Origin of the sequence: Citrobacter meridianamericanus, from assembly GCF_041320245.1 — a bacterium.
GTDB classification, from domain to species: Bacteria; Pseudomonadota; Gammaproteobacteria; order Enterobacterales; family Enterobacteriaceae; genus Citrobacter; species Citrobacter meridianamericanus.
The window spans coordinates 487,638-511,801 of record NZ_CP101036.1; the positions used below are offsets into that span (position 1 = coordinate 487,638).

Genomic DNA, 24,164 nt, shown 5'->3' on the forward strand with positions numbered 1-24,164 from the left:
AGCGTTTCGCTAATCGGGCAAAGACAAACGCTAAGCCATCTGCGAACCTGGAGGCTATTTTACCACTTCTTAAAAAAATACTGACATGAGGAATAATCTCAATTCATGTGGATTGTAAAAATAATGAATAAAAAGAAAGGCGACGGGCGAATTTTCAGGAAAGATTAAAAAGAAATTAATGGCTATCTTATTAATAAATAAAGAGGGACACTATCGGTGAAAAAGGCGTCCGAAGACGCCTTTTTTTACAAATTAGTCGTTGTGTCGACTAAAACGCCGTCTGACGACAACAAAGAAGACAGGGACGAAGAAGATTGCCAACAACGTCGCGGTCAACATTCCCCCCATTACGCCCGTACCGACCGCATTCTGCGCGCCGCTACCCGCTCCGTGGCTGATAACCAGAGGCATAACCCCCAGAATAAACGCCAGAGATGTCATCAGGATTGGACGAAGACGCATGCGCGACGCCTCCAGAGTGGCTTCTATCAACCCTTTACCCTCTTTATCCATCAGGTCTTTGGCAAATTCGACGATCAGGATGGCGTTTTTAGCCGAGAGGCCAATAGTGGTTAGCAGACCGACCTGGAAGTAGACGTCGTTATTCATCCCACGCAGCGATGCAGCTAACAATGCGCCTACCACGCCGAGTGGTACAACCAGCATGACGGAGAAGGGAATTGACCAGCTCTCATACAATGCGGCCAGGCAAAGGAAGACGACGATTAGCGAGATGGCATAAAGTGCAGGCGCCTGGTTACCCGACAGTCGTTCCTGATAAGACATACCTGTCCAGTCATGACCAATACCGTTTGGCAGCTTTTCTGCGAGGCTTTCCATTAATGCCATTGCTTCACCCGTACTTCGACCAGGCGCGGCTTCCCCCAGTATTTCCATCGATGGCATACCGTTGTAACGCTCCAGGCGCGGTGAGCCGTAAACCCAATGCGATGCGCTGAACGCAGAGAACGGAACCATTTCGCCATTGGCACTGCGGATATACAGATTACTGATGTCCGTTGGCAGCATGCGGTATTTAGCATCCGCCTGAACGTAAACTTTTTTCACACGACCGCGGTCAATAAAGTCATTGACGTAATAGCCGCCCAACGATGCAGAGATCGTCTCGTTAATGTCCGACAGCGAAACGCCCAGTGCTTGTGCTTTCTCCTGATCGACATCCAGTTTGAATTGAGGGGTATCTTCCAGGCCGTTCGGGCGTACGCGGACTAACAAATCTGGGTGTTTAGCCACCATACCCAGCAGTTGGTTACGTGCTTGCGTTAACGCCGTATGTCCCAAACCGCCTTGATCGATCAGCTCGAAATCGAAGCCGGTTGCGGTACCCAATTCAACTATCGCTGGCATGTTGAAGGGGAAGACCAGGCCATCGCGAATCCGGCTGAAGGCGTAAGTGGCGCGTGCAATGACAGCTTCAGCGCTGTTTTCTTCTCCACTACGCTCATCCCAGGGCTTGAGGCTGACGAACGCCAGACCGGAGTTTTGCCCCTGGCCGCTGAAGCTAAAGCCGTTAACCGTGAAGACGCTTTCGACGTTAGCTTTCTCATTGTTCAGATAATACTGAGTAACCTGATCCAGCACTTTCTGGGTGCGCTCTTGTGTTGCGCCCGCCGGGAGCTGAATCATGGTCATAAATACGCCCTGATCTTCTTCCGGCAGGAAGGAAGTCGGTAGACGCATAAACAGCACTGCCATTCCGATCACGATGATCAGGTAGACAACCAGGTAACGCCCGGTTTTACGCACAATACCGCTGACGCTATTGGTGTAGTGGTTGACGCTGTTATCGAATTTGGCATTAAACCAGCCAAAGAAACCACTTTTTTTCTCGTGGTGTTCAGCCAATACCGGCTTCAGCAGCGTTGCGCAAAGCGCGGGAGTCAGGATCAGCGCGACCAATACAGAAAGCGCCATGGCGGAAACAATGGTGATGGAGAACTGCCGGTAGATAGCACCTGTCGACCCACCAAAAAAGGCCATTGGGATAAAAACCGCAGACAGCACCATGGCGATACCGACCAGTGCTCCCTGAATTTGTGACATAGATTTTTCCGTCGCCTCTTTAGGCGGCAGATTATCTTCCATCATCACACGTTCGACGTTTTCCACCACCACTATTGCATCATCGACCAATAGACCGATGGCGAGCACCATCCCGAACATCGTCAGGGTGTTTATCGAGTAGCCAAACGCGGCAAGTACGGCGAATGTGCCTAATAATACGACGGGGACAGCGATGGTTGGAATGAGCGTTGCCCGGATGTTCTGCAGGAACAAATACATGACCAGGAACACCAGCACGATCGCCTCAAACAGCGTTTTTACCACTTCGTGGATGGAGATAGTCACAAATGGCGTGGTGTCGTACGGATAGACCACCTTCATTCCCTGCGGGAAGAACGGTTGTAACTCAGCCAGTTTGGCTTTGATTGCGTTAGCGGTATCCAGCGCGTTTGCCCCGGTAGCCAATTTAATACCGAGACCGGATGCAGGCTTACCGTTAATACGCGCAACGACGTTGTAGTTCTCACCACCCAGTTCGATCCGCGCGACGTCTTTCAGATGAACTACCGAACCATCGCTGTTCACGCGTAAAGTGACTTTGCCGAACTCTTCAGGGTCTTTCAGTCGCGTTTGCGCAATGATAGAAGCGTTAAGCTGCTGGTTAGGTAATGCAGGCGTCCCCCCTAACTGACCCGCGGCAATTTGATCGTTCTGGACCTTTAACTGATTGATCACATCAACCGGCGTAAGCTGGTACTTGTTCAACAAGTTCGCATCCAGCCAAATACGCATAGCGTACTGCGCGCCAAACAGTTGTACGTCGCCTACGCCATTCAGACGACTGATTGAGTCTTTAACGTTTGAGGCGACGTAGTCGGAAATATCATCCTGCGTGGTTTGCGGGTTATCAGAAACAAACCCCGCGACCATTAAAAAGCTGCTGCTGGATTTCTCAACGCCGATCCCCTGCTGCTGGACTTCCTGCGGCAGTAACGGTGTGGCGAGCTGCAATTTATTTTGCACCTGAACCTGGGCGATATCGGGGTCGGTACCGGACTGGAAAGTCAGTGTGATGGTCACACTCCCGGCGGAATCGCTGGTGGAGGACATATACATCAGGTTATCGATACCGTTCATATTCTGTTCGATAACCTGCGTAACAGTATCTTGCACCGTCTGTGCATCCGCGCCTGGATAGGTTGCGGTGATTGCGACCGCAGGAGGTGCAATGGTCGGGTACTGCGCTACGGGAAGCTGCATGATTGCCAGAGCTCCCGCCATCATCAGAATGATGGCCAGTACCCAGGCAAAAATAGGACGCCTGATAAAGAAGTTAGCCATATCCGGTACCTTATTGGGCTTTCGTGGCAGAGGTTTCGGTGTCGGCAGTTGCTTTAACCTGGACGCCTGGGCGTGCTTTCTGTAAGCCGCTCACGATAACTTTGTCACCCGGTTGCAGACCTTCACTGATGAGCCACTTGTCGCCAATGGCTTGTGCGGCAACAACTGTGCGAGACTCAACCTGGCTCTTGTCGTTAACGACCATCACGGTGGCATCGCCGCGAGGCGTACGCGTTACCCCTTGCTGCGGAACGAGAATCGCATTTGGCTGAACACCTTCATCAACGCGCGCGCGCACAAACATGCCCGGCAGCAATGTGTGCTGCGGGTTAGGGAAGACGGCCCTGAGGGTGATGGATCCGGTACTTTCATCAACCGTCACGTCAGAAAATTGCAAAGTGCCTTTCAGCGGGTACGACTGACCATTTTCCATTACCAGTTCTACAGTACTGCTGGCATCGTCTTTATGCAGGCTCCCTTGCTCAATAGATTGTTTGAGGCGCATAAAGTCATTGCTGGACTGCGTTACGTCGACGTAAATAGGATCAAGCTGTTGAACGGTAGCAAGCTCAGTCGCCTGGCCATTCGTGACTAATGCGCCTTCGGTGACGTTAGATTTACCGATACGTCCGCTAATGGGCGATGTCACTTTGGTGTAGGCCAGGTTAATACGTGCGCTTTCGACCGCGGCTTTTGCTGCGATTACGGATGCATCGGCCTGGCGGGCATCAGCAATGGCCTGATCGTACTCTTGCTGGCTGATGTACTTAGTGCCAACCAGCGGAACATAACGTTTTACCGTTAAATGCGCGATAGCTGCCGCCGCTTCACTCTTTGCCAGTTCGCCTTTGGCGCTGTCATAGTCAGCCTGGTAAGTCGCGGGGTCGATCTGATAAAGCGACTGACCGGCTTCAACATCGCTTCCCTCAGTGAAATTCCGTTTAAGTACAATCCCGCTAACCTGAGGACGGACTTCTGCAATACGAAATGCCGTTGTGCGCCCGGGTAATTCGGTCGTCACGGCTAAGGGGGCCTTTTCGACGACATGGACAGTCACCTGCGGCTCTGCGGGATGAGCTTGTGTTTCTCCCTGATCGTTACAACCGGCGAGTAATGCAGCGGAGATGATGATGAATGAGGGCAGGAGTGAAAACCTGGCATTTTTCGTCATTTCTATTCCTTAAAAAACCGAACGCTCGTTATTAACCGGGTAACGCAGAGGCGATAACGCGCACAAGAAAAATAATAGTTGGCTATCCTACAAATTATTAGCCTGCGATGTAAGTAATACTTATTTATGGACGCGACACACGGCACATAAAAACAAAAAAGGATTAATCTTCTGATGTTTCATTATGGTGTTAATAGCAATACTATGATGCGCATAAATACATGTCGAAATAAGCATTTGATTGGTGAATATATTTAAGTTTTTTATATGTTTTATTTATTCGTGTGCAATGTCAGCAATTAACGCTTTTAGGCCTCGTCTAAATATACGCTAAGTGATACATTTATTCCGTTCAGCAAATATTAGATAAGAAAGTTAATCATTCTCCACTCTACTCCGGACAGTCGGGATCATGGCCAGAAGAACAAAAGCTGATGCCCTCAAAACGCGACAGCACCTGATTGAAACAGCGATTGTGCAGTTCGCCGCGCGTGGCGTGAGTAATACGACGCTCAACGACATTGCGGATGCGGCCAACGTTACGCGAGGGGCACTCTATTGGCATTTCGAAAATAAAACGCAGCTTTTTAATGAGCTTTGGTTACAGCAACCACCCTTGCGTGATCTTATTCAGGAGCAGCTCGTTGGGCGTTGGGGAGATAACCCATTACAGCGGTTACAAGAAAGATTAGTCGTGGGTTTGCAATATATTGCTGAGAATCCTCGACAGCAGGCATTAATGCAGATTTTATATCATAAATGTGAATTCCATAATGATATGATATCGGAACAGGCTATTCGTGAAAAAATTGGTATCAATCATCTGGATATGCGCATTGCCTTGCAACAATGTATGGACGAAGGGCTTGTCGCAACCGGCCTTGATTTAGACGTTATAATAATTATTCTTCATGGCAGTTTTAGTGGCATCGTTAAAAACTGGCTCATTAATCCAATGAGTTATGATCTTTATAAACAAGCGCCAGTATTAGTTGATAATGTATTAAAAATGTTAAGCCCAGATGGTATCGTAAGGCAATTAACGCAGAGTGAGAGTCAGGTAGGGTAGTTTTAGCCGCCAGGCCTGACGGCTGCTGAAGTGGGGTGGGCGGCACTATTCGAGATCGACGCAGTTGACCAGCTTAAGGGGATTCACCGAGTTCATGTTCCGACACTTGTCGTGCTCTGTCGTCATCAGCTCTATCCACTGAATAAGCAGCGCATCAAAAAGAAAAACGAAGACCGCAAAAATAACCAGCCACCAATACTTGCGTATCATTACCAAACCCTGTGTATTCATGCCCAAGCGTGCAGGGAATATACACGAAATCTGCACGCTGAAAAGCGGACTTACAATGCCTTTACTTTGCTGAACGATCGCCACACTTTGCCGTCAAATGGCTCTTTTTAGACATGTTTTTTGTCTTACGCTTTTTCACCTTTGCAAGTTCAATTTCTGAAAAATGAGAACCAATACTCAGTCTTCTGAGCCCCATTTTCACGTATTCAGTATTGATTTCAATCCCGACAAACTTGCGACCTAACTCCACGGCGGTGGCGCCGGTCGTGAAGCTACCGGCAAACGGATCCAGCACTTTGTCATCTGGGTTGGAGGAAGCCAGAATGATGCGCTCCAGTAGAGCTTTGGGTTTCTGCGTGGGGTGATTTTCGTATTCGTCCATCAGATAGCGAACGCGGGGAAACGCCCAGACATTGCCAGGCACTTTTTTCTGATTATATGGCTGGGGTGGATTCTTTCTGTAATCTATCAGCGCGCGTTTAGCGCCCGTTTTGGCTTCCACCAGAATATCATCGCGATTAAACGTATAGTTTTTCTGATCTTTTACCATCATCAGGATCGGTTCATACATCGAACCAAAGTACTTTTTGGCCTGCACCCCAGAGCTATCATATGACCACACGATGCGGCTCTTGATGGTAAAAAGCTGGCGGCATTTGAGGTCGATGTATGGCATGTTCTCCGTACTGTTCATGATGTACATGGTGCCATGCGGTTTGAGAATACGATGGCATTCGTCAATGCATTCAAACAGCCATGTCAAAAAGCTCTGTTCGTCCCAGGATTCCACCATTCCGTCAAAGTTTTTACCGATATTATAAGGTGGGTCGGCAAAAATGAGCTCGACGCTTTCAGACGGCAGCTTTTTCAGTTCGGTCAGCGCATCACCCAGGATTATCTTTTTAGATTCATCGCCAAAATAGACAGGTTCACATCTCGCGTTCATCGCCAAAGCCTCCCGTATGACGTCAATAAAAAAGGCGCTTCCCCATGCCGAGTAGCGCCTTTTAAAACAAACATTTAACTGATTAGTATCAGTTCATGCCGTATTTTTTCAGTTTTTTACGCAGCGTACCACGGTTGATGCCCATCATCAGGGCAGCACGGGTCTGGTTGCCGCGGGTGTATTGCATCACCATGTCCAACAGGGGCTGTTCTACTTCAGCCAGTACCAGCTCATAGAGATCGTTAACATCCTGACCATTCAATTGAGCAAAATAGTTCTTCAGTGCCTGTTTAACCGAGTCACGCAGGGGTTTTTGAGTTACCTGGTCCTGAGAGTTAACGGTAGAAACGGTCAGTACGTCAGAATTTACGCGTTGTTCGAACATAGTTCTGTCAGCTCTTTATTTCTGTTTACGCAAAATTTTCGAAGTATGCCTCCAACGCCGCCAGCTGTTCGCTGGAATCTTCAATGGCGTTGAATGTGCGCCGAAACTGGTCATCCGGAGCGTGTTCCTGGAGATACCAGGATACGTGTTTACGCGCAATTCGGTACCCTTTTGCCTGACCATAAAAGTCGTGCAGTTCCCGAACGTGCGCACAAAGCAAGCGCTTAACCTCTGCCAGAGGCAGCGGGGGCAGCAGCTCCCCAGTGTCCAGATAATGCTGGATTTCCCGAAAGATCCAGGGTCTTCCCTGAGCTGCACGTCCTATCATAAGGGCATCCGCCCCTGTATAGTCGAGTACAGCTCTGGCTTTATGCGGGTCAGTAATGTCGCCATTCGCGATAATCGGAATGGAAACTTTCTGCTTAACTGCCCGAATACTGTCGTACTCAGCATCTCCATTGAACAAACAGGCGCGGGTGCGTCCATGAATGGTCAGAGCCTGAATGCCACAGTCTTCAGCCAGTTGGGCAATCTCTACGCAGTTACGGTGTTCCGGAGCCCAGCCGGTGCGAATCTTGAGCGTGACAGGAACGTCCACTGCATTGACGACCTCGGTTAGTATTGATTTCACTAGATCCGGGTACTGCAAAAGGGCTGAACCTGCGAGCTTACGATTCACTTTTTTAGCCGGACACCCCATATTGATATCAATAATCTGGGCGCCGCTTTCCACGTTAATTCGTGCGGCATCGGCCATCTCAACAGGGTCGCTACCGGCAATTTGCACCGTGCGAATTCCTGGCTCATCAACGTGCACCATCCGTAAACGAGACTTGTCACTTTCCCAAACCTGCGGGTTAGATGACATCATCTCGGATACCGTCAACCCGGCTCCCATCTCATAGCACAGCGTCCTGAATGGTCTGTCAGTGATGCCAGCCATAGGTGCTGCGATCAGGCGATTTCTGAGCTGGTATTGTCCGATGCGCATGAGTTAAGAAATGACCATACTGTGACTGCAAGGCGGCGTATATTACGCATTTTTCGCACGAGATGAAAGGCCAAACTTTGACCAATCCACTGAGGTGGATCAATGAATTGCCGTAAATATGAGCGCATTAAAATATTTGATCATGTAAATCATAGTGTTATAAAAAAGTGCCGATTTTATATACACATATAATTTTGCGTAACTTCTCATTTTTTCTTCAGCGGCAGAAGGTACTGACAAGATATTCTGCTGAATTAATCAGCAAATAACCTCACCATTGTGTGATCGCTACCTCATTTTAGTACAGGATCTCGGTATCCCCGGAATTGCTTTCCTCAATTTTGCGTTCATTCAGCGGCTGCAGCGGGCGATTATTCGCAGACCCAACAATGTAGTGAAATTTATCCAACTGGTCGGCGGAAAGGGTAACTGGCGTTTTCAGTACAGTCCAGGTCACGCCTTCAGTGCAGGGAGGAGTAGTTAGCGAACCGCTATAACGCCAGTAGGATTTATCATCGGGTAAAAGGTGGTTGATATTGACTGGCGAAAAAATGGGCATGCTATTGTCCTTCATGGTTGGAAAGGATTCCCACAGATTTTGAATCGCCTGGTTAGGTTCATCGACATCAAACATGACCGCTACGATGGCGATGTCTCCGTGTTGGTTTTTGTGGACTAACTGCAGCTCCAGAGGATAGTTTTTTCCGTTGAGGGTATGTTCGCTCGGTGCGTGAAAATCTAATTGTTTCAGATAATAAATTTTTTCATCAACATTAATAGAGTTTGAAGTATAGGGACTCATTGTTCCCTGCAGCGTATGGTTGATGCTACGAAATCTTGTCGGGCCATCGACGTATTGTATGTTGAGCGCAGGAAGGCTGAGTTTATTGGTTGTGGCGGTCTGGATATCAATGGGTGATTGATTTATTCCAGTTTGGCACGTTGCATACTCACTGCTAATTTCTCCCCACCGTGCAGGGCCGGTCTCTCCGATATATCCCCATGATGCGGCAAGCGTTGTCAGGGGCATCAAGCATGCTGTTAGTAAAGTTGTTGTAAAACGATAGAAATGCATACGTACACTCAACGAAAACAATATAAAAATTAACAAAATCAATTAAATATTGTATATCGAGGAGAGGTATCGCTGTGCTGGTCAATTGTCTGAAAATGGCGTGGTCAGATAACCACGCCGGAAGGGATTATTTTTTCTTACCGGTAATGCGGCACCATTCTTCTTTCTCGATAACCGGATCGAGCGTAAAGAGATCGGCATAGGCCTCACAGACGCTTTCCGCCTGACTGGCAAGAATGCCAGAAAGCCCCAGTAAACCGCCCTCAACGGGCAGTACGCTGATTAACGGCGCCAGTTCACGTAATGGACCCGCGAGGATGTTAGCGACCACCACGTCGGCTTTCATCGCTTCTGGCTGGTCTTTCGGTAGATAAAGCTCAAGACGCTCAGAAACACCATTCCGTTGAGCGTTATCACGGCTGGCCTGAATTGCTTGCGGATCGATATCGACACCGATGGCTTTCGCTGCGCCCAGCTTCAGGGCCGCAATCGCTAGAATGCCTGAGCCGCAACCAAAGTCGATAACCGTTTTGCCGTTTAGATCGAGACCGTCCAGCCATTGCAGGCACAGCGAAGTGGTTGGATGAGTACCTGTACCAAACGCCAGACCCGGGTCCAGCATTACGTTGACGGCATTCTCATCCGGGACATCGCGCCAGCTCGGGCAAATCCACAAGCGTTCACCAAAACGCATCGGGTGGAAGTTATCCATCCATTCGCGTTCCCAGTCTTTATCTTCAAGCTGTTCTATTTTATGCGCGAAACCTTCACCCAGCAGCGGATGCTGTTCCAGGATGGCAACGACTTCTTTCATGTCGGTTTCTGCGTCGAACAAGCCGATAACATCGGTATCACCCCACAGGCGAGTTTCGCCCGGCAGAGGCTCAAATACCGGCGTATCATGCGTATCCTGGAAAGTAATGGAAACGGAGCCCGCTTCCATCAGCGCATCGCTTAACTCTTCAGCGTTGGCACCGGTCGTGTTCAGTTTTAGTTGGATCCATGGCATGGCAAAACTCTTTATTTATCAGTAGTCAATATGGCAGCTTGCGGGACGGTGGAACCGAAACGGTTACCGATCAGGAAAGCCAGCAAGCTTATCAGTAACGAAGGCACAATCGGATGAAATCCCAGGTACTGAACGTTAAAGGTCGCGAGTACGGCATAAAGCACGCCGCCGACAATCATCGCACTCAATGCGCCAGCAGCATTTGCTCGTTCCCAGTACAGGCCCAGCACCAGCGGCCACAGGAAGACGGCTTCCAACCCGCCAAACGCCAGTAGGTTAAGCCAGATAATCATCTCTGGCGGTTTCCAGGCAGCCAGCAGCAGTAACGCACCGAGCAGCAGGGTAATCACGGCCGACATGCGCTTCAGCCGGGTTTCATTTTTAAGCTGTTCCGGACGAAGGTTCAGGTACAGATCCTTAATGATCGTAGCGGAACTTTGCAGCAATTGGGCATTGATCGTCGACATGATCGCGGCCATGGGAGCCGCAAGGAAGATCCCGGCAGCTACCGGTGGCAACACTTTTACCATCAGGGTCGGGATAACCAGATCCGGTACCGTCAGATCAGGGATTACCGCCCGTCCTAATGCACCTGCCAGATGCATACCAAACATCAGGATCGCCACTACGATGGTGCCGATGATAATTCCGCGGTGGACCGCTTTGCTGTCTTTATAGGAGATACAGCGTACTGCCGTATGCGGCAGGCCAATTACGCCAAAACACACCAATACCCAAAATGAGGTCATAAACGTGGGTGACAGAATGTCATCCGCACCCTGCGGTGAGACCAGTTTCGGGTCGATGGTCTGTAGGGTTACCACTGCATTGCTAAGGCCACCGGCGGCATGAACGACGCCGATCAGCAGCACGATAGTACCAATCAGCATTACCATGCCTTGCATGGTATCGTTCAGTACGCTGGCACGAAATCCGCCGAACGCAGTATACAATGCGATACTGACGCCAAAGATCAGCAGACCGGTTTCGTAAGGAATGCCCGCTGCGGTTTCCAGCAATCGTGCGCCGCCAATAAACTGTACGGTCATTGCTCCAACAAACGCGACCAGCAGGCTCAGGCTTGCCAGCCACACCAGTAGACGACTCTGGTAGCGGGCAAACAGCATGTCGTTAAGGGTAACGGCATTATAGCGGCGCGCCAGAATGGCGAATTTCTTCCCGAGAATCCCCAAAGAGAGCCACACGGCAGGCAACTGGATCATTGCCAACAGCACCCATCCCAATCCGTATTTGTAAGCCGCGCCAGGGCCGCCAATAAACGAACTGGCGCTAATGTAGGTTGCCGTTAGCGTCATGGCTAACACGACCCCACCCATCGAGCGGCTGCCGAGGAAATATTCGTTCAGGAAAGTACCGGTCGCTCTCTTACGCATGGCGTAAACAGAGAGACCGAAGACCACCAACAGATAGGCGACCAGCGGCAAAATAACTTCAAGCTGCATCGTCATCCTCCAACGAAATGTCGCGATAGATAAACTTCACCATCGCCCAGCACAGTACGATGAAAACCAGCGGCGTTAGCAGGCAGGCCATTTCGAACCAGTGCGGTAAGCCGGTAAAGCCGAGCGTGGAATCTGGTAAGTAAGCGGCCACTAACCATGTGGCAAGATATAAAAGGGTCAGCCACAGCGCCCAGCGCGCCTCTTTATGGGCCTGAACAAAACGAGCGTCCATTTTTTGTCCCTTGTAGATAAAGAAAGCGGGGATTGTACCTTATGGCGCGTACGGGAGGGGAGAAAAACAAAAGGCCGGAATTTCCGGCCTTTTCGGTTAACGCATGCTTACTTTTCCTGGAGTCCGAGTTTTTTCTCCAGATAGTGGATATTGGTTCCACCATGCTGGAAGTGCTCGTCATTCATGATGCGGATCTGCAGATCAACGTTGGTTTTGATACCGTCGATGATCAGTTCCTGCAATGCGTTTTTCATACGGGCGATTGCTACGTCGCGGTTTTCACCGTAGCAAATGAGCTTCCCGATCATTGAGTCATAGTACGGAGGTACTGTGTAGCCTGCGTAAATATGAGACTCCCAGCGCACACCAAATCCGCCCGGCGCGTGGAAACGCGTGATTTTACCCGGGCTTGGCAGGAAGGTGTTCGGGTCTTCGGCGTTGATACGGCATTCAACCGCATGGCCTTTAACCACAACTTCATCCTGCTTGATGGACAGCGGTTGTCCCGCAGCGATACGCAGCTGCTCTTTGATCAGGTCAACGCCGGTGATCATTTCGGTAACCGGGTGTTCAACCTGAATACGGGTGTTCATCTCAATGAAGTAGAACTCACCGTTTTCGAACAGAAACTCGAAAGTACCCGCGCCACGATAGCCGATATCAACACACGCTTTGGCGCAACGCTCACCGATGTAGCGACGCAGTTCCGGGGTAATGCCCGGTGCTGGTGCTTCTTCGACGACTTTCTGGTGACGACGCTGCATGGAACAGTCACGCTCAGCCAGATAAATCGCGTTACCCTGACCGTCTGCCAGCACCTGGATTTCGATATGGCGTGGGTTTTCCAGGTACTTCTCCATGTAAACCATATCGTTGTTGAAAGCCGCTTTCGCTTCCGCTTTGGTCATGGAGATGGATTGTGCCAGTTCGGCATCGCTACGTACGACGCGCATACCGCGACCGCCGCCGCCGCCGGAGGCTTTGATGATAACCGGATAACCGATGCGTTTAGCATGAGCGCGGTTAGCGTCCATGTCATCGCCCAGCGGGCCATCAGAGCCTGGTACTGTCGGTACGCCAGCTTTCTTCATGGCGGTGATCGCAGACACTTTGTCGCCCATCAGGCGGATTGTGTCGGCTTTCGGACCGATGAAGATAAAGCCGGAACGTTCTACCTGCTCAGCAAAGTTGGCGTTCTCAGAGAGGAAGCCATAACCCGGGTGAATTGCCACCGCGCCAGTGATTTCAGCAGCGCTAATGATAGCCGGAATGTTCAGATAGCTTTTTACGGACGCAGCCGGGCCAATACAGACCGTCTCATCCGCCAGCAATACGTGTTTTAAATCGCGATCCGCGCTTGAATGCACCGCGACAGTCTTGATGCCCAGTTCTTTACAGGCACGAAGAATACGCAAGGCAATCTCGCCGCGGTTGGCGATAACAATTTTATCCAACATGTTCGCCTCGTTATTCGATGACGACCAGCGGCTCGTCAAATTCTACCGGTTGACCGCTTTCTACCAGAATCGCTTTAACTACGCCGGATTTGTCGGCTTCGATCTGGTTCATCATTTTCATGGCTTCAACGATGCACAGGGTATCGCCCGCATTCACTTTCTGGCCGATCTCGATGAACGCTTTAGCATCCGGGCTCGGGGTGCGGTAGAACGTACCAACCATTGGGGAGCGTACGATGTGACCACTGATTTCCGCTGCTGCCGGAGCTTCCATACTTGGAGAGGCAGTTTGTGCGACAGCGTTAGACAGAGCTGGCTGCTGCATCACTGGTGCAGCATAAGCTTGTTGCATCATTGGAAAACTTGCAGCTGGCGCTGCACGGCTGATGCGTACAGACTCTTCGCCTTCAGAAATTTCCAGTTCGGAGATGCCTGATTCTTCAACCAGCTCGATCAGTTTTTTAATCTTACGAATATCCATGAGTGGGTTCCGTACTCTTTGTTTAGTGAGATTGTGACAAGCGTTTTACCGCCGTCTGTATAGCATTTTTATAACAGTGAGTGACAAGATGCCACGCATCTCAGGCGTTGCACTGGGTGCTGCGGCCATTATATGAGATTGCCAGACTTGTTAGTCATTGTGCGGCTATCTTCTGCCATTTTCGGGTAAAAGACAAAATATACCTTCAATATGCGAATGTCACCCTTTCCACGCCGTAAAAACGCTACCGGGGATAGCAAAGTCGCACATTATAACTATTTCGTAGCAATTGGCAGCTAAATACTGGTCTTATCAGGGAAGATAATCAACCGTTAACATGTAAAGAAAATCGGATCGTCCGCATTTTGCAACGTACTGCACATATCGTGAAACTACCGCCACCACTGGCGAAACTTCTTGTAGCGGCAGGCTAACAGCACCGCCGCGAGTGCGGCATAAATAATCGGTTGAGGGGAGATAATTTTTACCGACCACAGATAATGTATGGGTGCCAGAATCGCCACAAGATAGACGAAGTTGTGCAGATACTGCCATTTTTTCCCCAGCTTTCGCTGTGCCGCCTGCGTGGACGTTAAGGTGAGGGTGAATAAGATCACCCAACTGACAATGCCCAGCATCAAGTAAGGTCGCGTGATTAACTCCCGCCCTAACAACGTCAGATTATTAATACCCAACTCCAGGAGCGCATAGCTGGTTAAATGCAATGTCGCCCAGGCGAAACACCATAGCCCTAACAGGCGACGCGTGCGTATCAATAATGGCTGTTTAGCGTAGCGCGCGAGTGGAGAGACCAGCAAGGTCGCCAACAAGAATTTCAGAGCTGTCCTACCGGTAAAGTGCTGGATATCTTTGACCGGGTCGGCGCTCAGTCCACCGTGGTTTACCGCCCAAAATAGCCAGACAAACGGTAAAAAGCCTGCAAGATGCAGGCAAACTTTCAGCCCGGTAATGTGCTTTGCAGTCAGGCGCACTTAAAAATTCTCCTGCAGATTAAGTCCTCGATACAGCGAAGCGACTTCGTCGGCGTAACCGTTAAACAGCAGCGTGGGCTGGCGCTGAACGTCCAGAATACCGCCTGCGCCAATAAAACGCTCTGTGGCCTGGGACCAGCGGGGATGATCGACATGCGGATTAACGTTGGCATAAAACCCGTATTCGTTGGGGGCAGCCAGGTTCCAGGTGGTCGGGGGACGTTCGCGGGTGAGTTTAATACTCACGATCGACTTAATGCCTTTAAATCCGTATTTCCACGGCACAATCAGGCGGATGGGCGCGCCATTTTGTGGGGGAAGGGCCTTACCATAAACCCCTACGGTGAGCAGTGTGAGTGGATGCATCGCTTCATCCAGACGCAGCCCTTCAACATAGGGATACTTCAGCCCGCCGCCAATAAAGCGATCCTTTTGTCCTGGCATTTCATCCGGCGCGTAGCGCGTTTCGAACGCAACATACTTTGCGTTGCCGGTCGGTTCAACCTGTGCCAGCAGTTTATGTAACGGAAACCCAATCCACGGCACGACCATTGACCAGGCTTCCACGCAGCGCATCCGATAAATCCGTTCTTCCAGCGGGAAACGGGCGGTTAGTGCATCGTGATCGAGGGTGAGTGGTTTTGCCACCTCGCCACTGATTTGCAACGTCCACGGATCGGTTTTCAGGCTGCCAGCATTGGCTGCCGGATCCGCCTTATCGAGACCGAACTCGTAGAAGTTGTTGTAGCCAGAAACCTTATCCGCAGGCGTTAAAGGAAGCGAATTTTGCCAGACGGCGGGCTTACTGTAATCAAGCGGCTTACCTGCGGGTGCTGGAGGGCGATCGTTGCCCTTAAACCAGCTAAGAAGATCGGCCTGCGCAGAGAGGGGCAAAGACAACGCGGCAGCGCTGATCCCTAATGCTTTCAGAACCTGGCGGCGCTGCATAAAAAAAGCCGACTCGTCAGTGACGTCGGCTTCTGTAAATGGACGTAATTTCTTCATAACAGACTCCCGGCTTACGCGTCATAACTGACAGGGGACGCGTAGTTAATATGGCAGGGAGTCTGAAGATATGCCGTGAAATTTGGTTAATTAAGTGTAAATTTCTGCGCCACGGTCTATTACTTCACTTTCACCAGCGTACGGCCTTGCACCTGGTTATTGATGATGGCATCGGCGAACTTCGGTGCATCTGCCAGCGTAATTTCCGTGGCGGCCTGAGCATAGAACGATTCCGGCAAATCCTTCACCAGTCGCGCCCAGGCTTGTGCACGCCGTTCCGGCGGAGTCATCACTGAGTCTACCCCTTGCAAACGAACGTTACGCAGAATGAACGGCATCACCGTAGTCGGCAGAGTAAAACCGCCTGCCAGGCCACAGGCGGCAACGCAGCCGCCGTAGTTCATCTGTGCCAGTACTTTCGCCAGGACTTTGTCACCAACCGTATCAACTGCACCAGCCCACAGTTGTTTTTCCAGCGGGCGTGATTCTGCAAACTCATCGCGACCAAGAATACGGCTAGCGCCCAGGCTTTTCAGGTAGTCGTGGGTGCTTTCGCGACCCGAAACCGCCGCAACCTGATAACCCAGCTTATGCAGTAACGCAATGGCCGTGCTGCCCACGCCGCCACTGGCGCCGGTGACAACAATCTCACCGTCTTGCGGGCGGATGCCGGCATCTTCCAGCGCCATGACGCACAGCATGGCGGTAAAACCGGCGGTACCGATGACCATGGCTTTACGTCCGTCCAGCCCTTTTGGCAGCGCAACCAGCCAGTCGCCTTTCACGCGTGCGCGTTCTGCCAGTCCACCCCAATGATTTTCACCCACGCCCCAGCCGGTCAGCAAAACTTCCTGACCTGCATGAAAACGGGGATCTTCGCTTGCGCGAACGGTACCGGCGAAATCGATACCAGGAATCATCGGAAAATTACGAATGATTTTACCCTTGCCAGTGATAGCCAGGGCGTCTTTGTAGTTCAGGCTTGACCAGTGGATATCCACCGTCACATCGCCTTCCGGTAGCTGATTTTCGTCGAGGGGTTGAACGGATGCGAGGGTTTTTCCGTCCTGCTGTTCTAAGATCAAAGCCTGCATAACCTGTCCTCAATTCGTCTGGTGGATTGGAAAATTAATTATGAAGACTATACTCGCTAATCAAAACATGATGCCGATTCTGCGCAATAAATTGCCAGATATACCTGATTTGGTAGTATGCCCACACTGTTTGTATAAATGGACGGATTTTGCGTTCAGCTTTGCATTTGCGCGTCGCTTTATCACTTTCATACCTGTTTCATAACTGTCGGAGTTAACACAAGGATGCGATTAACGACGAAATTTTCAGCTTTTGTCACGCTGCTTACTGGGTTAACGATTTTCGTAACTCTCATCGGCTGCTCGCTGAGTTTCTACAACGCAGTTCAATATAAGTTCACCACCCGTGTTCAGGGGGTGGCGACGGCGATTGATACTCAACTTGTCTCCCGCGATGTCGTTGCGTTAACCCCGCAAATCGATGAACTGATGGTTTCGGTTGATATCGTGCGTATACAACTGATGCAGGGCGAGCACGTGGTGTATGAGCACTCTCGCACCAGCAGCTATCGCCCGGCGGGGACAAATAATCTCTATCGCGATATCACCGTCCCGTTGATCAAGAACCCGGGTATGTCGCTGCGTCTGGTTTATCAGGATCCGATGGGTAACTATTTCCATTCGCTGCTGACCACCGCACCGCTCACGCTGGCGATTGCTTTCATTATACTTATGCTCTTTTTGTCGGTGCGCTGGCTTCAGCGTCAGCTTTCAGGGCAAGAGCTGCTGGAGATTCGTTCAACGCGCATTCTGAATGGTGAACGTGGACCGAACGTGCGGGGAACGGTCTATGAATGGCCAGCACGTACCAGTAGCGCGCTCGATATGCTCCTGGCCGAGATTCAAAATGCTCGCGAACAACGCAGTCGCCTCGATACACTGATTCGTTCCTATGTGGCGCAGGATACAAAAACCGGGCTGAGTAACCGCTTGTTCTTTGATAACCAACTGGCAACGCTACTGGAAGATCAGGAAAAAGTGGGATCGCATGGCGTCGTGATGATGGTGCGCCTTCCAGACTTTACGCTGCTGCGCGATAGCTGGGGAATTACCCTCGCGGAAGAACAAATTTCAATGCTCATCAATTTATTGTCGACTTTTATGACGCGCTATCCAGGCGCGTTGCTGGCGCGCTACCACCGTAGCGATTTTGCCATCCTGCTGCCGCACCGCACGTTGAAAGAGGCGGAAAGCATCGCGGGGCAATTATTAAAAGCGGTGGACGCGCTTCCGGCTAATAAAATGATCGATCGTGCCGATATGATTCATATCGGCATTTGTGTTTGTCGCAGCGGGCAGTCGACAGAACAAGTGATGGATCATGCCGAAGCCGCCACGCGGAATTCGGTATTACAGGGTGGGAACAGCTGGTCGGTCTATGATGATTCACTGCCGGAAAAAGGTCGGGGCAACGTACGCTGGCGAACGCTAATCGAACAGATGCTCAGTCGGGGCGGGCCGAGAATTTATCAAAAGCCTGCGGTAACGCGTGAAGGACGAGTACATCATCGGGAACTGATGTGCCGTATTTTTGATGGCAGCGAAGAGGTTATTTCGGCGGAATATATGCCGATGGTGCTGCAGTTTGGCCTAGCTGAAGAGTATGACCGTCTGCAAATCAGCCGTTTGATCCTGCTGTTGGGGTACTGGCCGCAGGAAAGTCTGGCGATGCAGACAACGGTTGAATCACTCATTCGCCCGCGTTTTCAGCGCTGGCTACGTGATACGCTGATGCAGTGCGAAAAATCATTACGCAAACGCATAATTATTGAACTTGCGGAGGCAGATGTCTGTCAACATATCAGCCGGTTACAACCCGTCATCAGATTGATGGGGGCGCTGGGTGTGCGAATCGCTGTGACGCAGGCGGGCTTAACGCTGGTGAGTACCAGTTGGATCAAGGAGCTTAACGTTGAGTTATTGAAGCTACATCCAAGCCTGGTGAGGAATATTGATAAACGAACGGAAAACCAGCTGCTGGTTCAAAGCCTGGTAGAGGCCTGTTCAGGAACACCAACGCAGGTTTACGCCACGGGCGTTCGTTCGCGTAGTGAGTGGCACACGCTGACGGAACGTGGAGTTTCTGGTGGGCAAGGGGATTTTTTTGCCGCATCACAGCCACTTGACACTAACGTGAAAAAATATTCGCAAAGATACTCGGTTTAACCTGCCGTTTAATTTGTTTTCACGTAGAATAACGCGCGCTGTGCCTTCTGGGGGTGTGCTTGTCTGCTCGCCAGGTTGTAACAGCAAACATGCAGGTGAATGACCTTTGACAGGTTGCAAACAAAAGCGAGGAGTGCTGCTGATTTATTCAGCCCTGATGGACTCAGGCCGGTTTTGTAACAAAGGAAACGAACTGCACTAATTTTCACCGTAGCAGATGATTTTTGCGCCTTGTCGCTGCTGCGTGTGGTTGGTAAAGTAAGCGGATTTTGTTTTCCGCCCCAGCTTTCAGGATTATCCCTTAGTATGTTGAAAAAATTTCGTGGCATGTTTTCCAATGACCTGTCCATTGACCTGGGTACCGCGAATACCCTTATTTATGTAAAAGGACAAGGCATCGTATTGAATGAGCCTTCTGTTGTGGCCATTCGTCAGGATCGTGCCGGTTCGCCGAAAAGCGTGGCTGCAGTAGGTCATGATGCGAAGCAGATGCTGGGTCGTACGCCGGGCAATATTGCTGCAATTCGCCCAATGAAAGACGGCGTTATCGCTGACTTCTTCGTGACTGAAAAAATGCTCCAGCACTTTATCAAACAAGTGCACAGCAATAGCTTCATGCGCCCAAGCCCGCGCGTACTGGTGTGTGTACCGGTTGGAGCAACGCAGGTTGAACGCCGTGCGATCCGTGAATCCGCACAGGGCGCTGGTGCCCGTGAAGTCTTTCTGATCGAAGAGCCGATGGCGGCTGCGATCGGTGCCGGTCTGCCAGTTTCTGAAGCAACCGGTTCTATGGTTGTGGATATCGGTGGTGGTACGACTGAAGTTGCCGTTATCTCCCTGAACGGCGTGGTTTACTCCTCTTCTGTTCGTATTGGTGGTGACCGCTTTGATGAAGCCATCATTAATTATGTTCGTCGTAACTACGGTTCTTTGATCGGTGAAGCCACCGCAGAACGTATTAAACACGAAATCGGTTCCGCCTATCCGGGCGACGAAGTCCGCGAGATCGAAGTTCGCGGTCGTAACCTGGCAGAAGGTGTTCCACGCGGCTTTACCCTGAACTCCAACGAGATTCTGGAAGCCCTGCAGGAACCTCTGACCGGTATCGTAAGCGCGGTAATGGTTGCACTGGAACAGTGCCCGCCAGAGCTGGCGTCTGATATCTCTGAACGCGGCATGGTGCTGACCGGTGGTGGCGCGCTGCTGCGTAACCTTGACCGTCTGTTAATGGAAGAAACCGGTATTCCAGTTGTTGTTGCTGAAGATCCGCTGACCTGCGTGGCGCGCGGTGGTGGCAAGGCGCTGGAAATGATCGATATGCACGGCGGCGACCTGTTCAGCGAAGAGTAATCGGATGCAGGCTGGGTAGCCCGCGGGTTGCCCTTCCGCTCTGATACGAGAATACGCATAGACTATGAAGCCAATTTTTAGCCGTGGCCCGTCGCTACAGATTCGCCTTATTCTGGCGGTGCTGGTGGCGCTCGGCGTTATTATTGCCGACAGCCGCCTGGGTACGTTTAGTCAAATCCGAACGTACATGGATACCGCCGTCAGTCCTTTCTACTTTATCTCAAATGCTCCCCGTGAATTACTCGACGGCGTTTCACAAACGCTGGCTTCGCGCGATCAACTCGAACTTGAAAACCGGGCGTTGCGTCAGGAACTGCTGCTGAAAAACAGCGAGCTGCTGATGTTGGGGCAATATAAACAGGAGAACGCGCGATTGCGCGAGCTGCTGGGATCGCCGCTACGTCAGGACGAACAAAAGATGGTGACGCAGGTCATCTCAACGGTTAATGACCCTTACAGCGATCAGGTCGTGATCGACAAAGGGAGCGTTAACGGCGTCTATGAAGGTCAGCCGGTTATTAGCGACAAAGGCGTTGTGGGTCAGGTCGTTGCTGTGGCTAAACTGACCAGCCGCGTGCTGCTGATTTGCGACGCGACGCATGCACTACCGATCCAGGTCCTGCGTAATGATATTCGCGTGATCGCTGCGGGTAACGGCTGCACCGACGATCTTCAGCTCGAACATCTGCCGGCCAATACCGACATTCGCGTTGGCGATGTGCTGGTTACCTCGGGCCTGGGCGGACGTTTCCCTGAAGGTTATCCGGTCGGTGTCGTTTCATCGGTTAAGCTGGACACGCAGCGCGCATATACCGTGATTCAGGCGCGCCCGACTGCCGGTCTGCAGCGTCTGCGCTATCTGCTGCTGTTGTGGGGCGCCGATCGCAATGGCGCAAATCCGATGACGCCAGAAGAAGTGCACCGTGTTGCCAATGAACGTCTGATGCAAATGATGCCGCAAGTTCTGCCTGCACCTGAAGCAATGGGACCGCCTGCGCCCATGCCAGCTCCTGCAACAGGCGTGACTCCTGCGCCTGCGGATACCACATCGCCACAGCCTGCTCCGCGTAAGCCGGGAGGACAGTAAGTGGCAAGCTATCGTAGCCAGGGACGTTGGGTGATTTGGCTCTCGTTCCTTATTGCACTGTTGCTGCAAGTCATGCCCTGGCCGGACGACATTCTGGTTTTCCGGCCGAACTGGGTGCTGCTTATCTTGTTGTACTGGATCCTTGCGCTGCCGCATCGCGTAAATGTAGGCACAGGATTTGTGATGGGTGCCATACTGGATCTCATCAGCGGTTCCACCCTTGGCGTGCGTGCACTGTCGATGAGTATCATTGCTTATCTGGTCGCGCTGAAATTCCAGCTATTCCGCAACCTCGCACTCTGGCAACAGGCGCTGGTAGTCATGTTGTTATCACTGGTCGTGGATATTATTGTTTTCTGGGCCGAGTTTTTAGTGATCAATGTCTCTTTCAGACCCGAAGTGTTCTGGAGTAGTGTAGTGAATGGTGTGCTTTGGCCATGGCTATTCTTACTGATGCGTAAGGTCCGTCAGCAGTTTGCGGTGCAATAAAGGTTGATATGAATACTCTGTATCTTGCTTCAGGTTCTCCACGTCGTCAGGAGTTGCTTGCTCAGCTTGGTGTTACGTTTGAACGGCTGGTTCCTGGAATTGAAGAACAGCGCCACCCGCAGGAAAGTGCGCAGCAGTATGTTTCGCGTCTGGCGCGCGAAAAAGCGCAGGCTGGCGTGGCGCTGGCCGCGCGCGATTTGCCGGTATTGGGGGCGGATACCATTGTTATCCTTAATGGCGAGGTGCTGGAAAAACCACATGACGCCGACCATGCCGCTGCAATGCTGCGTAAACTGTCGGGCAAAACGCATCAGGTCATGACCGCCGTAGCATTGGCCGACCGCCAGCACAGTCTGGACTGTCTGGTGATGACGGAAGTGACGTTCAGAGCACTAACCGATGAGGACATCGCGGGTTATGTTGCCAGCGGTGAACCAATGGATAAAGCAGGTGCATACGGTATTCAAGGGTTGGGTGGCTGTTTTGTCAGGAAGATCAATGGCAGCTATCACGCCGTAGTCGGCTTACCGCTGGTAGAAACGTATGAGTTGCTGACCAATTTTAACGCACTGCGTGATAAAAGGGATAAACATGACGGCTGAATTGTTGGTAAACGTAACGCCATCGGAAACACGGGTGGCTTACATTGATGGTGGTATTCTGCAGGAAATTCATATTGAACGTGAGGCGCGACGCGGAATCGTAGGCAATATCTACAAAGGTCGTGTAAGTCGTGTACTTCCGGGTATGCAGGCGGCTTTTGTAGATATTGGGCTTGATAAAGCCGCATTTCTTCACGCTTCGGACATCATGCCGCACACCGAATGCGTGGCGGGTGAAGAACAAAAACAGTTCACCGTGCGCGACATCTCTGAACTGGTGCGCCAGGGTCAGGACCTGATGGTGCAGGTAGTAAAAGATCCGTTGGGTACTAAAGGCGCCCGTCTTACCACGGATATCACGCTGCCTTCCCGTTATCTCGTCTTTATGCCGGGGGCGTCGCACGTTGGCGTTTCCCAACGTATCGAAAGCGAAATTGAACGCGAACGCCTGAAAAAAGTGGTGGCGGATTACTGCGATGAGCAGGGCGGATTCATTATTCGTACGGCGGCAGAAGGCGTCTGCGAAGAAGATCTGGCTTCGGATGCTGCCTACCTGAAGCGTGTCTGGACGAAAGTCATGGAACGTAAGAAACGCCCGCAAACGCGCTATCAAATGTACGGTGAGCTGGCGCTCGCGCAGCGCGTGTTGCGCGATTTTGCTGACGCCCAGCTTGATCGGATCCGCGTCGACTCTCGCCTGACGTACGAAGCGTTAATGGAATTCACGGCTGAATATATGCCTGAAATGACCAGTAAGCTTGAGCATTACAGCGGTCGCCAGCCTATCTTTGATCTGTTTGACGTTGAGAATGAAATCCAACGTGCGCTGGAGCGTAAAGTTGAACTCAAGTCAGGTGGTTATCTGGTTATCGACCAGACTGAAGCGATGACCACCGTCGATATTAATACCGGCGCGTTTGTTGGGCATCGTAATCTCGACGACACTATCTTTAATACTAATATTGAAGCAACGCAGGCTATTGCCCGTCAGCTGCGTCTGCGTAACCTCGGCGGCATTATTATTATCGATTTTATCGACATGAATAATGAAGACCACCGTCGCCGGGTGCTGCACTCTCTGGAGCAGGCTCTGAGCAAGGATCGCGTAAAAACCAGCATCAACGGTTTTTCACAGCTGGGTCTGGTAGAGATGACGCGCAAACGCACGCGCGAAAGCGTGGAACATGTGTTGTGCAACGAGTGTCCGACCTGCCATGGGCGCGGCACGGTGAAAACGGTGGAAACCGTGTGCTATGAAATCATGCGTGAAATTGTGCGCGTTCACCATGCATATGAATCCGATCGTTTCCTGGTATATGCCTCTCCGGCGGTGGCTGAAGCCCTGAAGGGGGAGGAGTCTCATGCGTTGGCGGAAGTTGAAATCTTTGTCGGCAAGCAGGTCAAAGTTCAAATTGAACCGCTGTATAACCAGGAGCAGTTCGACGTCGTCATGATGTAATCTGGCCTGGTAAACGCCTGATGGCGATACCTTGCAGGTCGGAG

At 51.2% G+C, this 24,164-nt stretch carries 23 protein-coding genes; 7 read left to right on the forward strand and 16 right to left on the reverse strand.

The genetic code is table 11. From position 1 onward, the window contains the following. Positions 1-252 precede the first annotated feature (252 nt). Both NMD08_RS02375 and NMD08_RS02380 read right to left on the reverse strand, forming a co-directional pair. Positions 253-3,366, reverse strand: coding sequence for an efflux RND transporter permease subunit (locus NMD08_RS02375; protein ID WP_151217904.1), 3,114 nt, complete (start codon positions 3,364-3,366; stop codon positions 253-255). A 10-nt stretch (positions 3,367-3,376) separates the two neighbouring features. Further along, positions 3,377-4,537: an efflux RND transporter periplasmic adaptor subunit gene (locus tag NMD08_RS02380; protein ID WP_210905448.1), complete on the reverse strand. Its 1,161-nt coding sequence runs from the start codon at positions 4,535-4,537 to the stop codon at positions 3,377-3,379. Positions 4,538-4,949: 412 nt separating this feature from the next. Here NMD08_RS02380 and envR point away from each other — a divergent pair, with 412 nt between their 5' ends. Beyond that, entirely contained in the window at positions 4,950-5,606 is a 657-nt protein-coding gene (gene envR / locus NMD08_RS02385) for an acrEF/envCD operon transcriptional regulator (protein ID WP_151217902.1), read from the forward strand. 45 nt (positions 5,607-5,651) lie between these two features. Here the strand turns inward: envR and NMD08_RS02390 are convergent, their stop codons facing one another. From NMD08_RS02390 to NMD08_RS02450, 13 genes are all read right to left on the reverse strand, one after another. Continuing rightward, positions 5,652-5,816, reverse strand: coding sequence for a DUF2556 family protein (locus NMD08_RS02390; protein ID WP_151217901.1), 165 nt, complete (start codon positions 5,814-5,816; stop codon positions 5,652-5,654). An 82-nt stretch (positions 5,817-5,898) separates the two neighbouring features. Beyond that, entirely contained in the window at positions 5,899-6,783 is an 885-nt protein-coding gene (gene yhdJ, locus NMD08_RS02395; protein ID WP_151217900.1) for an adenine-specific DNA-methyltransferase, read from the reverse strand. A gap of 88 nt (positions 6,784-6,871) precedes the next feature. Continuing rightward, positions 6,872-7,168, reverse strand: a complete 297-nt coding sequence (gene fis, locus NMD08_RS02400) for a DNA-binding transcriptional regulator Fis (RefSeq protein WP_000462905.1) — start codon at positions 7,166-7,168, stop codon at positions 6,872-6,874. Between the two features lie 25 nt (positions 7,169-7,193). Then, positions 7,194-8,159 carry a tRNA dihydrouridine synthase DusB gene (dusB, locus tag NMD08_RS02405; protein ID WP_003025224.1) on the reverse strand — a complete coding sequence of 322 codons (966 nt, stop codon included), beginning with the start codon at positions 8,157-8,159 and terminating at the stop codon, positions 7,194-7,196. Positions 8,160-8,457: 298 nt separating this feature from the next. After that, positions 8,458-9,234 (reverse strand): carbonic anhydrase, encoded by a 777-nt coding sequence (locus NMD08_RS02410; RefSeq protein ID WP_252838704.1) that lies wholly within the window; start codon positions 9,232-9,234, stop codon positions 8,458-8,460. Positions 9,235-9,361: 127 nt separating this feature from the next. Then, on the reverse strand, positions 9,362-10,243 hold the full coding sequence (prmA, locus tag NMD08_RS02415; protein ID WP_151217898.1) for a 50S ribosomal protein L11 methyltransferase: 882 nt from the start codon (positions 10,241-10,243) through the stop codon (positions 9,362-9,364). Between the two features lie 11 nt (positions 10,244-10,254). Next, positions 10,255-11,706: a sodium/pantothenate symporter gene (panF, locus tag NMD08_RS02420; RefSeq protein ID WP_151217897.1), complete on the reverse strand. Its 1,452-nt coding sequence runs from the start codon at positions 11,704-11,706 to the stop codon at positions 10,255-10,257. Continuing rightward, a complete protein-coding gene (locus tag NMD08_RS02425) occupies positions 11,696-11,938 on the reverse strand; it encodes a YhdT family protein (protein ID WP_192466094.1) in 243 nt (80 codons plus the stop codon). The genes panF and NMD08_RS02425 overlap by 11 nt, the downstream gene beginning before the upstream one ends. Positions 11,939-12,045: 107 nt before the next feature. Then, a complete protein-coding gene (gene accC, locus NMD08_RS02430) occupies positions 12,046-13,395 on the reverse strand; it encodes an acetyl-CoA carboxylase biotin carboxylase subunit (RefSeq protein WP_003025213.1) in 1,350 nt (449 codons plus the stop codon). A gap of 10 nt (positions 13,396-13,405) precedes the next feature. After that, positions 13,406-13,876: an acetyl-CoA carboxylase biotin carboxyl carrier protein gene (gene accB / locus NMD08_RS02435; protein WP_003025210.1), complete on the reverse strand. Its 471-nt coding sequence runs from the start codon at positions 13,874-13,876 to the stop codon at positions 13,406-13,408. A gap of 392 nt (positions 13,877-14,268) precedes the next feature. After that, positions 14,269-14,868: a protein-methionine-sulfoxide reductase heme-binding subunit MsrQ gene (gene msrQ, locus NMD08_RS02440; protein WP_151224439.1), complete on the reverse strand. Its 600-nt coding sequence runs from the start codon at positions 14,866-14,868 to the stop codon at positions 14,269-14,271. After that, positions 14,869-15,873 carry a protein-methionine-sulfoxide reductase catalytic subunit MsrP gene (gene msrP, locus NMD08_RS02445; protein WP_210905446.1) on the reverse strand — a complete coding sequence of 335 codons (1,005 nt, stop codon included), beginning with the start codon at positions 15,871-15,873 and terminating at the stop codon, positions 14,869-14,871. Positions 15,874-15,992: 119 nt separating this feature from the next. Then, positions 15,993-16,967, reverse strand: coding sequence for an MDR family oxidoreductase (locus NMD08_RS02450; protein ID WP_151217894.1), 975 nt, complete (start codon positions 16,965-16,967; stop codon positions 15,993-15,995). A 225-nt stretch (positions 16,968-17,192) separates the two neighbouring features. Here NMD08_RS02450 and csrD point away from each other — a divergent pair, with 225 nt between their 5' ends. Further along, a complete protein-coding gene (gene csrD, locus NMD08_RS02455; protein ID WP_252838706.1) occupies positions 17,193-19,133 on the forward strand; it encodes an RNase E specificity factor CsrD in 1,941 nt (646 codons plus the stop codon). A gap of 8 nt (positions 19,134-19,141) precedes the next feature. On the opposite strand, the gene NMD08_RS02460 is transcribed toward csrD, so the two are convergent. After that, positions 19,142-19,471 (reverse strand): hypothetical protein, encoded by a 330-nt coding sequence (locus NMD08_RS02460; RefSeq protein WP_162906143.1) that lies wholly within the window; start codon positions 19,469-19,471, stop codon positions 19,142-19,144. Here NMD08_RS02460 and mreB point away from each other — a divergent pair. The 5 genes from mreB (at position 19,440) to rng (ending at position 24,120) form a co-directional block, all read left to right on the forward strand. After that, the gene (mreB, locus tag NMD08_RS02465) at positions 19,440-20,483 is read left to right on the forward strand and encodes a rod shape-determining protein MreB (RefSeq protein WP_000913396.1); all 1,044 of its coding nucleotides are present in this window, start codon (positions 19,440-19,442) and stop codon (positions 20,481-20,483) included. The genes NMD08_RS02460 and mreB overlap by 32 nt on opposite strands. A 64-nt stretch (positions 20,484-20,547) precedes the next feature. Next, positions 20,548-21,570 (forward strand): rod shape-determining protein MreC, encoded by a 1,023-nt coding sequence (mreC, locus tag NMD08_RS02470; protein ID WP_151217893.1) that lies wholly within the window; start codon positions 20,548-20,550, stop codon positions 21,568-21,570. Further along, on the forward strand, positions 21,571-22,059 hold the full coding sequence (mreD, locus tag NMD08_RS02475) for a rod shape-determining protein MreD (protein ID WP_151217892.1): 489 nt from the start codon (positions 21,571-21,573) through the stop codon (positions 22,057-22,059). It abuts the gene before it with no gap. Between the two features lie 8 nt (positions 22,060-22,067). Beyond that, positions 22,068-22,661 carry a nucleoside triphosphate pyrophosphatase gene (locus tag NMD08_RS02480; RefSeq protein ID WP_151217891.1) on the forward strand — a complete coding sequence of 198 codons (594 nt, stop codon included), beginning with the start codon at positions 22,068-22,070 and terminating at the stop codon, positions 22,659-22,661. Further along, positions 22,651-24,120 (forward strand): ribonuclease G, encoded by a 1,470-nt coding sequence (gene rng, locus NMD08_RS02485; RefSeq protein WP_187253338.1) that lies wholly within the window; start codon positions 22,651-22,653, stop codon positions 24,118-24,120. The genes NMD08_RS02480 and rng overlap by 11 nt, the downstream gene beginning before the upstream one ends. Positions 24,121-24,164 lie beyond the last annotated feature (44 nt).

Excerpts from the sequence above, each read along its gene's own strand:
- NMD08_RS02375 (WP_151217904.1), bottom strand. The coding sequence starts at position 3,366 with ATGGCTAACTTCTTTATCAGGCGTCCTATTTTTGCCTGGGTACTGGCC.
- NMD08_RS02380 (WP_210905448.1), bottom strand. The coding sequence starts at position 4,537 with ATGACGAAAAATGCCAGGTTTTCACTCCTGCCCTCATTCATCATCATC.
- envR (WP_151217902.1), top strand. The coding sequence starts at position 4,950 with ATGGCCAGAAGAACAAAAGCTGATGCCCTCAAAACGCGACAGCACCTG.
- NMD08_RS02390 (WP_151217901.1), bottom strand. The coding sequence starts at position 5,816 with ATGATACGCAAGTATTGGTGGCTGGTTATTTTTGCGGTCTTCGTTTTT.
- yhdJ (WP_151217900.1), bottom strand. The coding sequence starts at position 6,783 with ATGAACGCGAGATGTGAACCTGTCTATTTTGGCGATGAATCTAAAAAG.
- fis (WP_000462905.1), bottom strand. The coding sequence starts at position 7,168 with ATGTTCGAACAACGCGTAAATTCTGACGTACTGACCGTTTCTACCGTT.
- dusB (WP_003025224.1), bottom strand. The coding sequence starts at position 8,159 with ATGCGCATCGGACAATACCAGCTCAGAAATCGCCTGATCGCAGCACCT.
- NMD08_RS02410 (WP_252838704.1), bottom strand. The coding sequence starts at position 9,234 with ATGCATTTCTATCGTTTTACAACAACTTTACTAACAGCATGCTTGATG.
- prmA (WP_151217898.1), bottom strand. The coding sequence starts at position 10,243 with ATGCCATGGATCCAACTAAAACTGAACACGACCGGTGCCAACGCTGAA.
- panF (WP_151217897.1), bottom strand. The coding sequence starts at position 11,706 with ATGCAGCTTGAAGTTATTTTGCCGCTGGTCGCCTATCTGTTGGTGGTC.
- NMD08_RS02425 (WP_192466094.1), bottom strand. The coding sequence starts at position 11,938 with ATGGACGCTCGTTTTGTTCAGGCCCATAAAGAGGCGCGCTGGGCGCTG.
- accC (WP_003025213.1), bottom strand. The coding sequence starts at position 13,395 with ATGTTGGATAAAATTGTTATCGCCAACCGCGGCGAGATTGCCTTGCGT.
- accB (WP_003025210.1), bottom strand. The coding sequence starts at position 13,876 with ATGGATATTCGTAAGATTAAAAAACTGATCGAGCTGGTTGAAGAATCA.
- msrP (WP_210905446.1), bottom strand. The coding sequence starts at position 15,873 with ATGAAGAAATTACGTCCATTTACAGAAGCCGACGTCACTGACGAGTCG.
- NMD08_RS02450 (WP_151217894.1), bottom strand. The coding sequence starts at position 16,967 with ATGCAGGCTTTGATCTTAGAACAGCAGGACGGAAAAACCCTCGCATCC.
- csrD (WP_252838706.1), top strand. The coding sequence starts at position 17,193 with ATGCGATTAACGACGAAATTTTCAGCTTTTGTCACGCTGCTTACTGGG.
- mreB (WP_000913396.1), top strand. The coding sequence starts at position 19,440 with ATGTTGAAAAAATTTCGTGGCATGTTTTCCAATGACCTGTCCATTGAC.
- mreC (WP_151217893.1), top strand. The coding sequence starts at position 20,548 with ATGAAGCCAATTTTTAGCCGTGGCCCGTCGCTACAGATTCGCCTTATT.
- NMD08_RS02480 (WP_151217891.1), top strand. The coding sequence starts at position 22,068 with ATGAATACTCTGTATCTTGCTTCAGGTTCTCCACGTCGTCAGGAGTTG.
- rng (WP_187253338.1), top strand. The coding sequence starts at position 22,651 with ATGACGGCTGAATTGTTGGTAAACGTAACGCCATCGGAAACACGGGTG.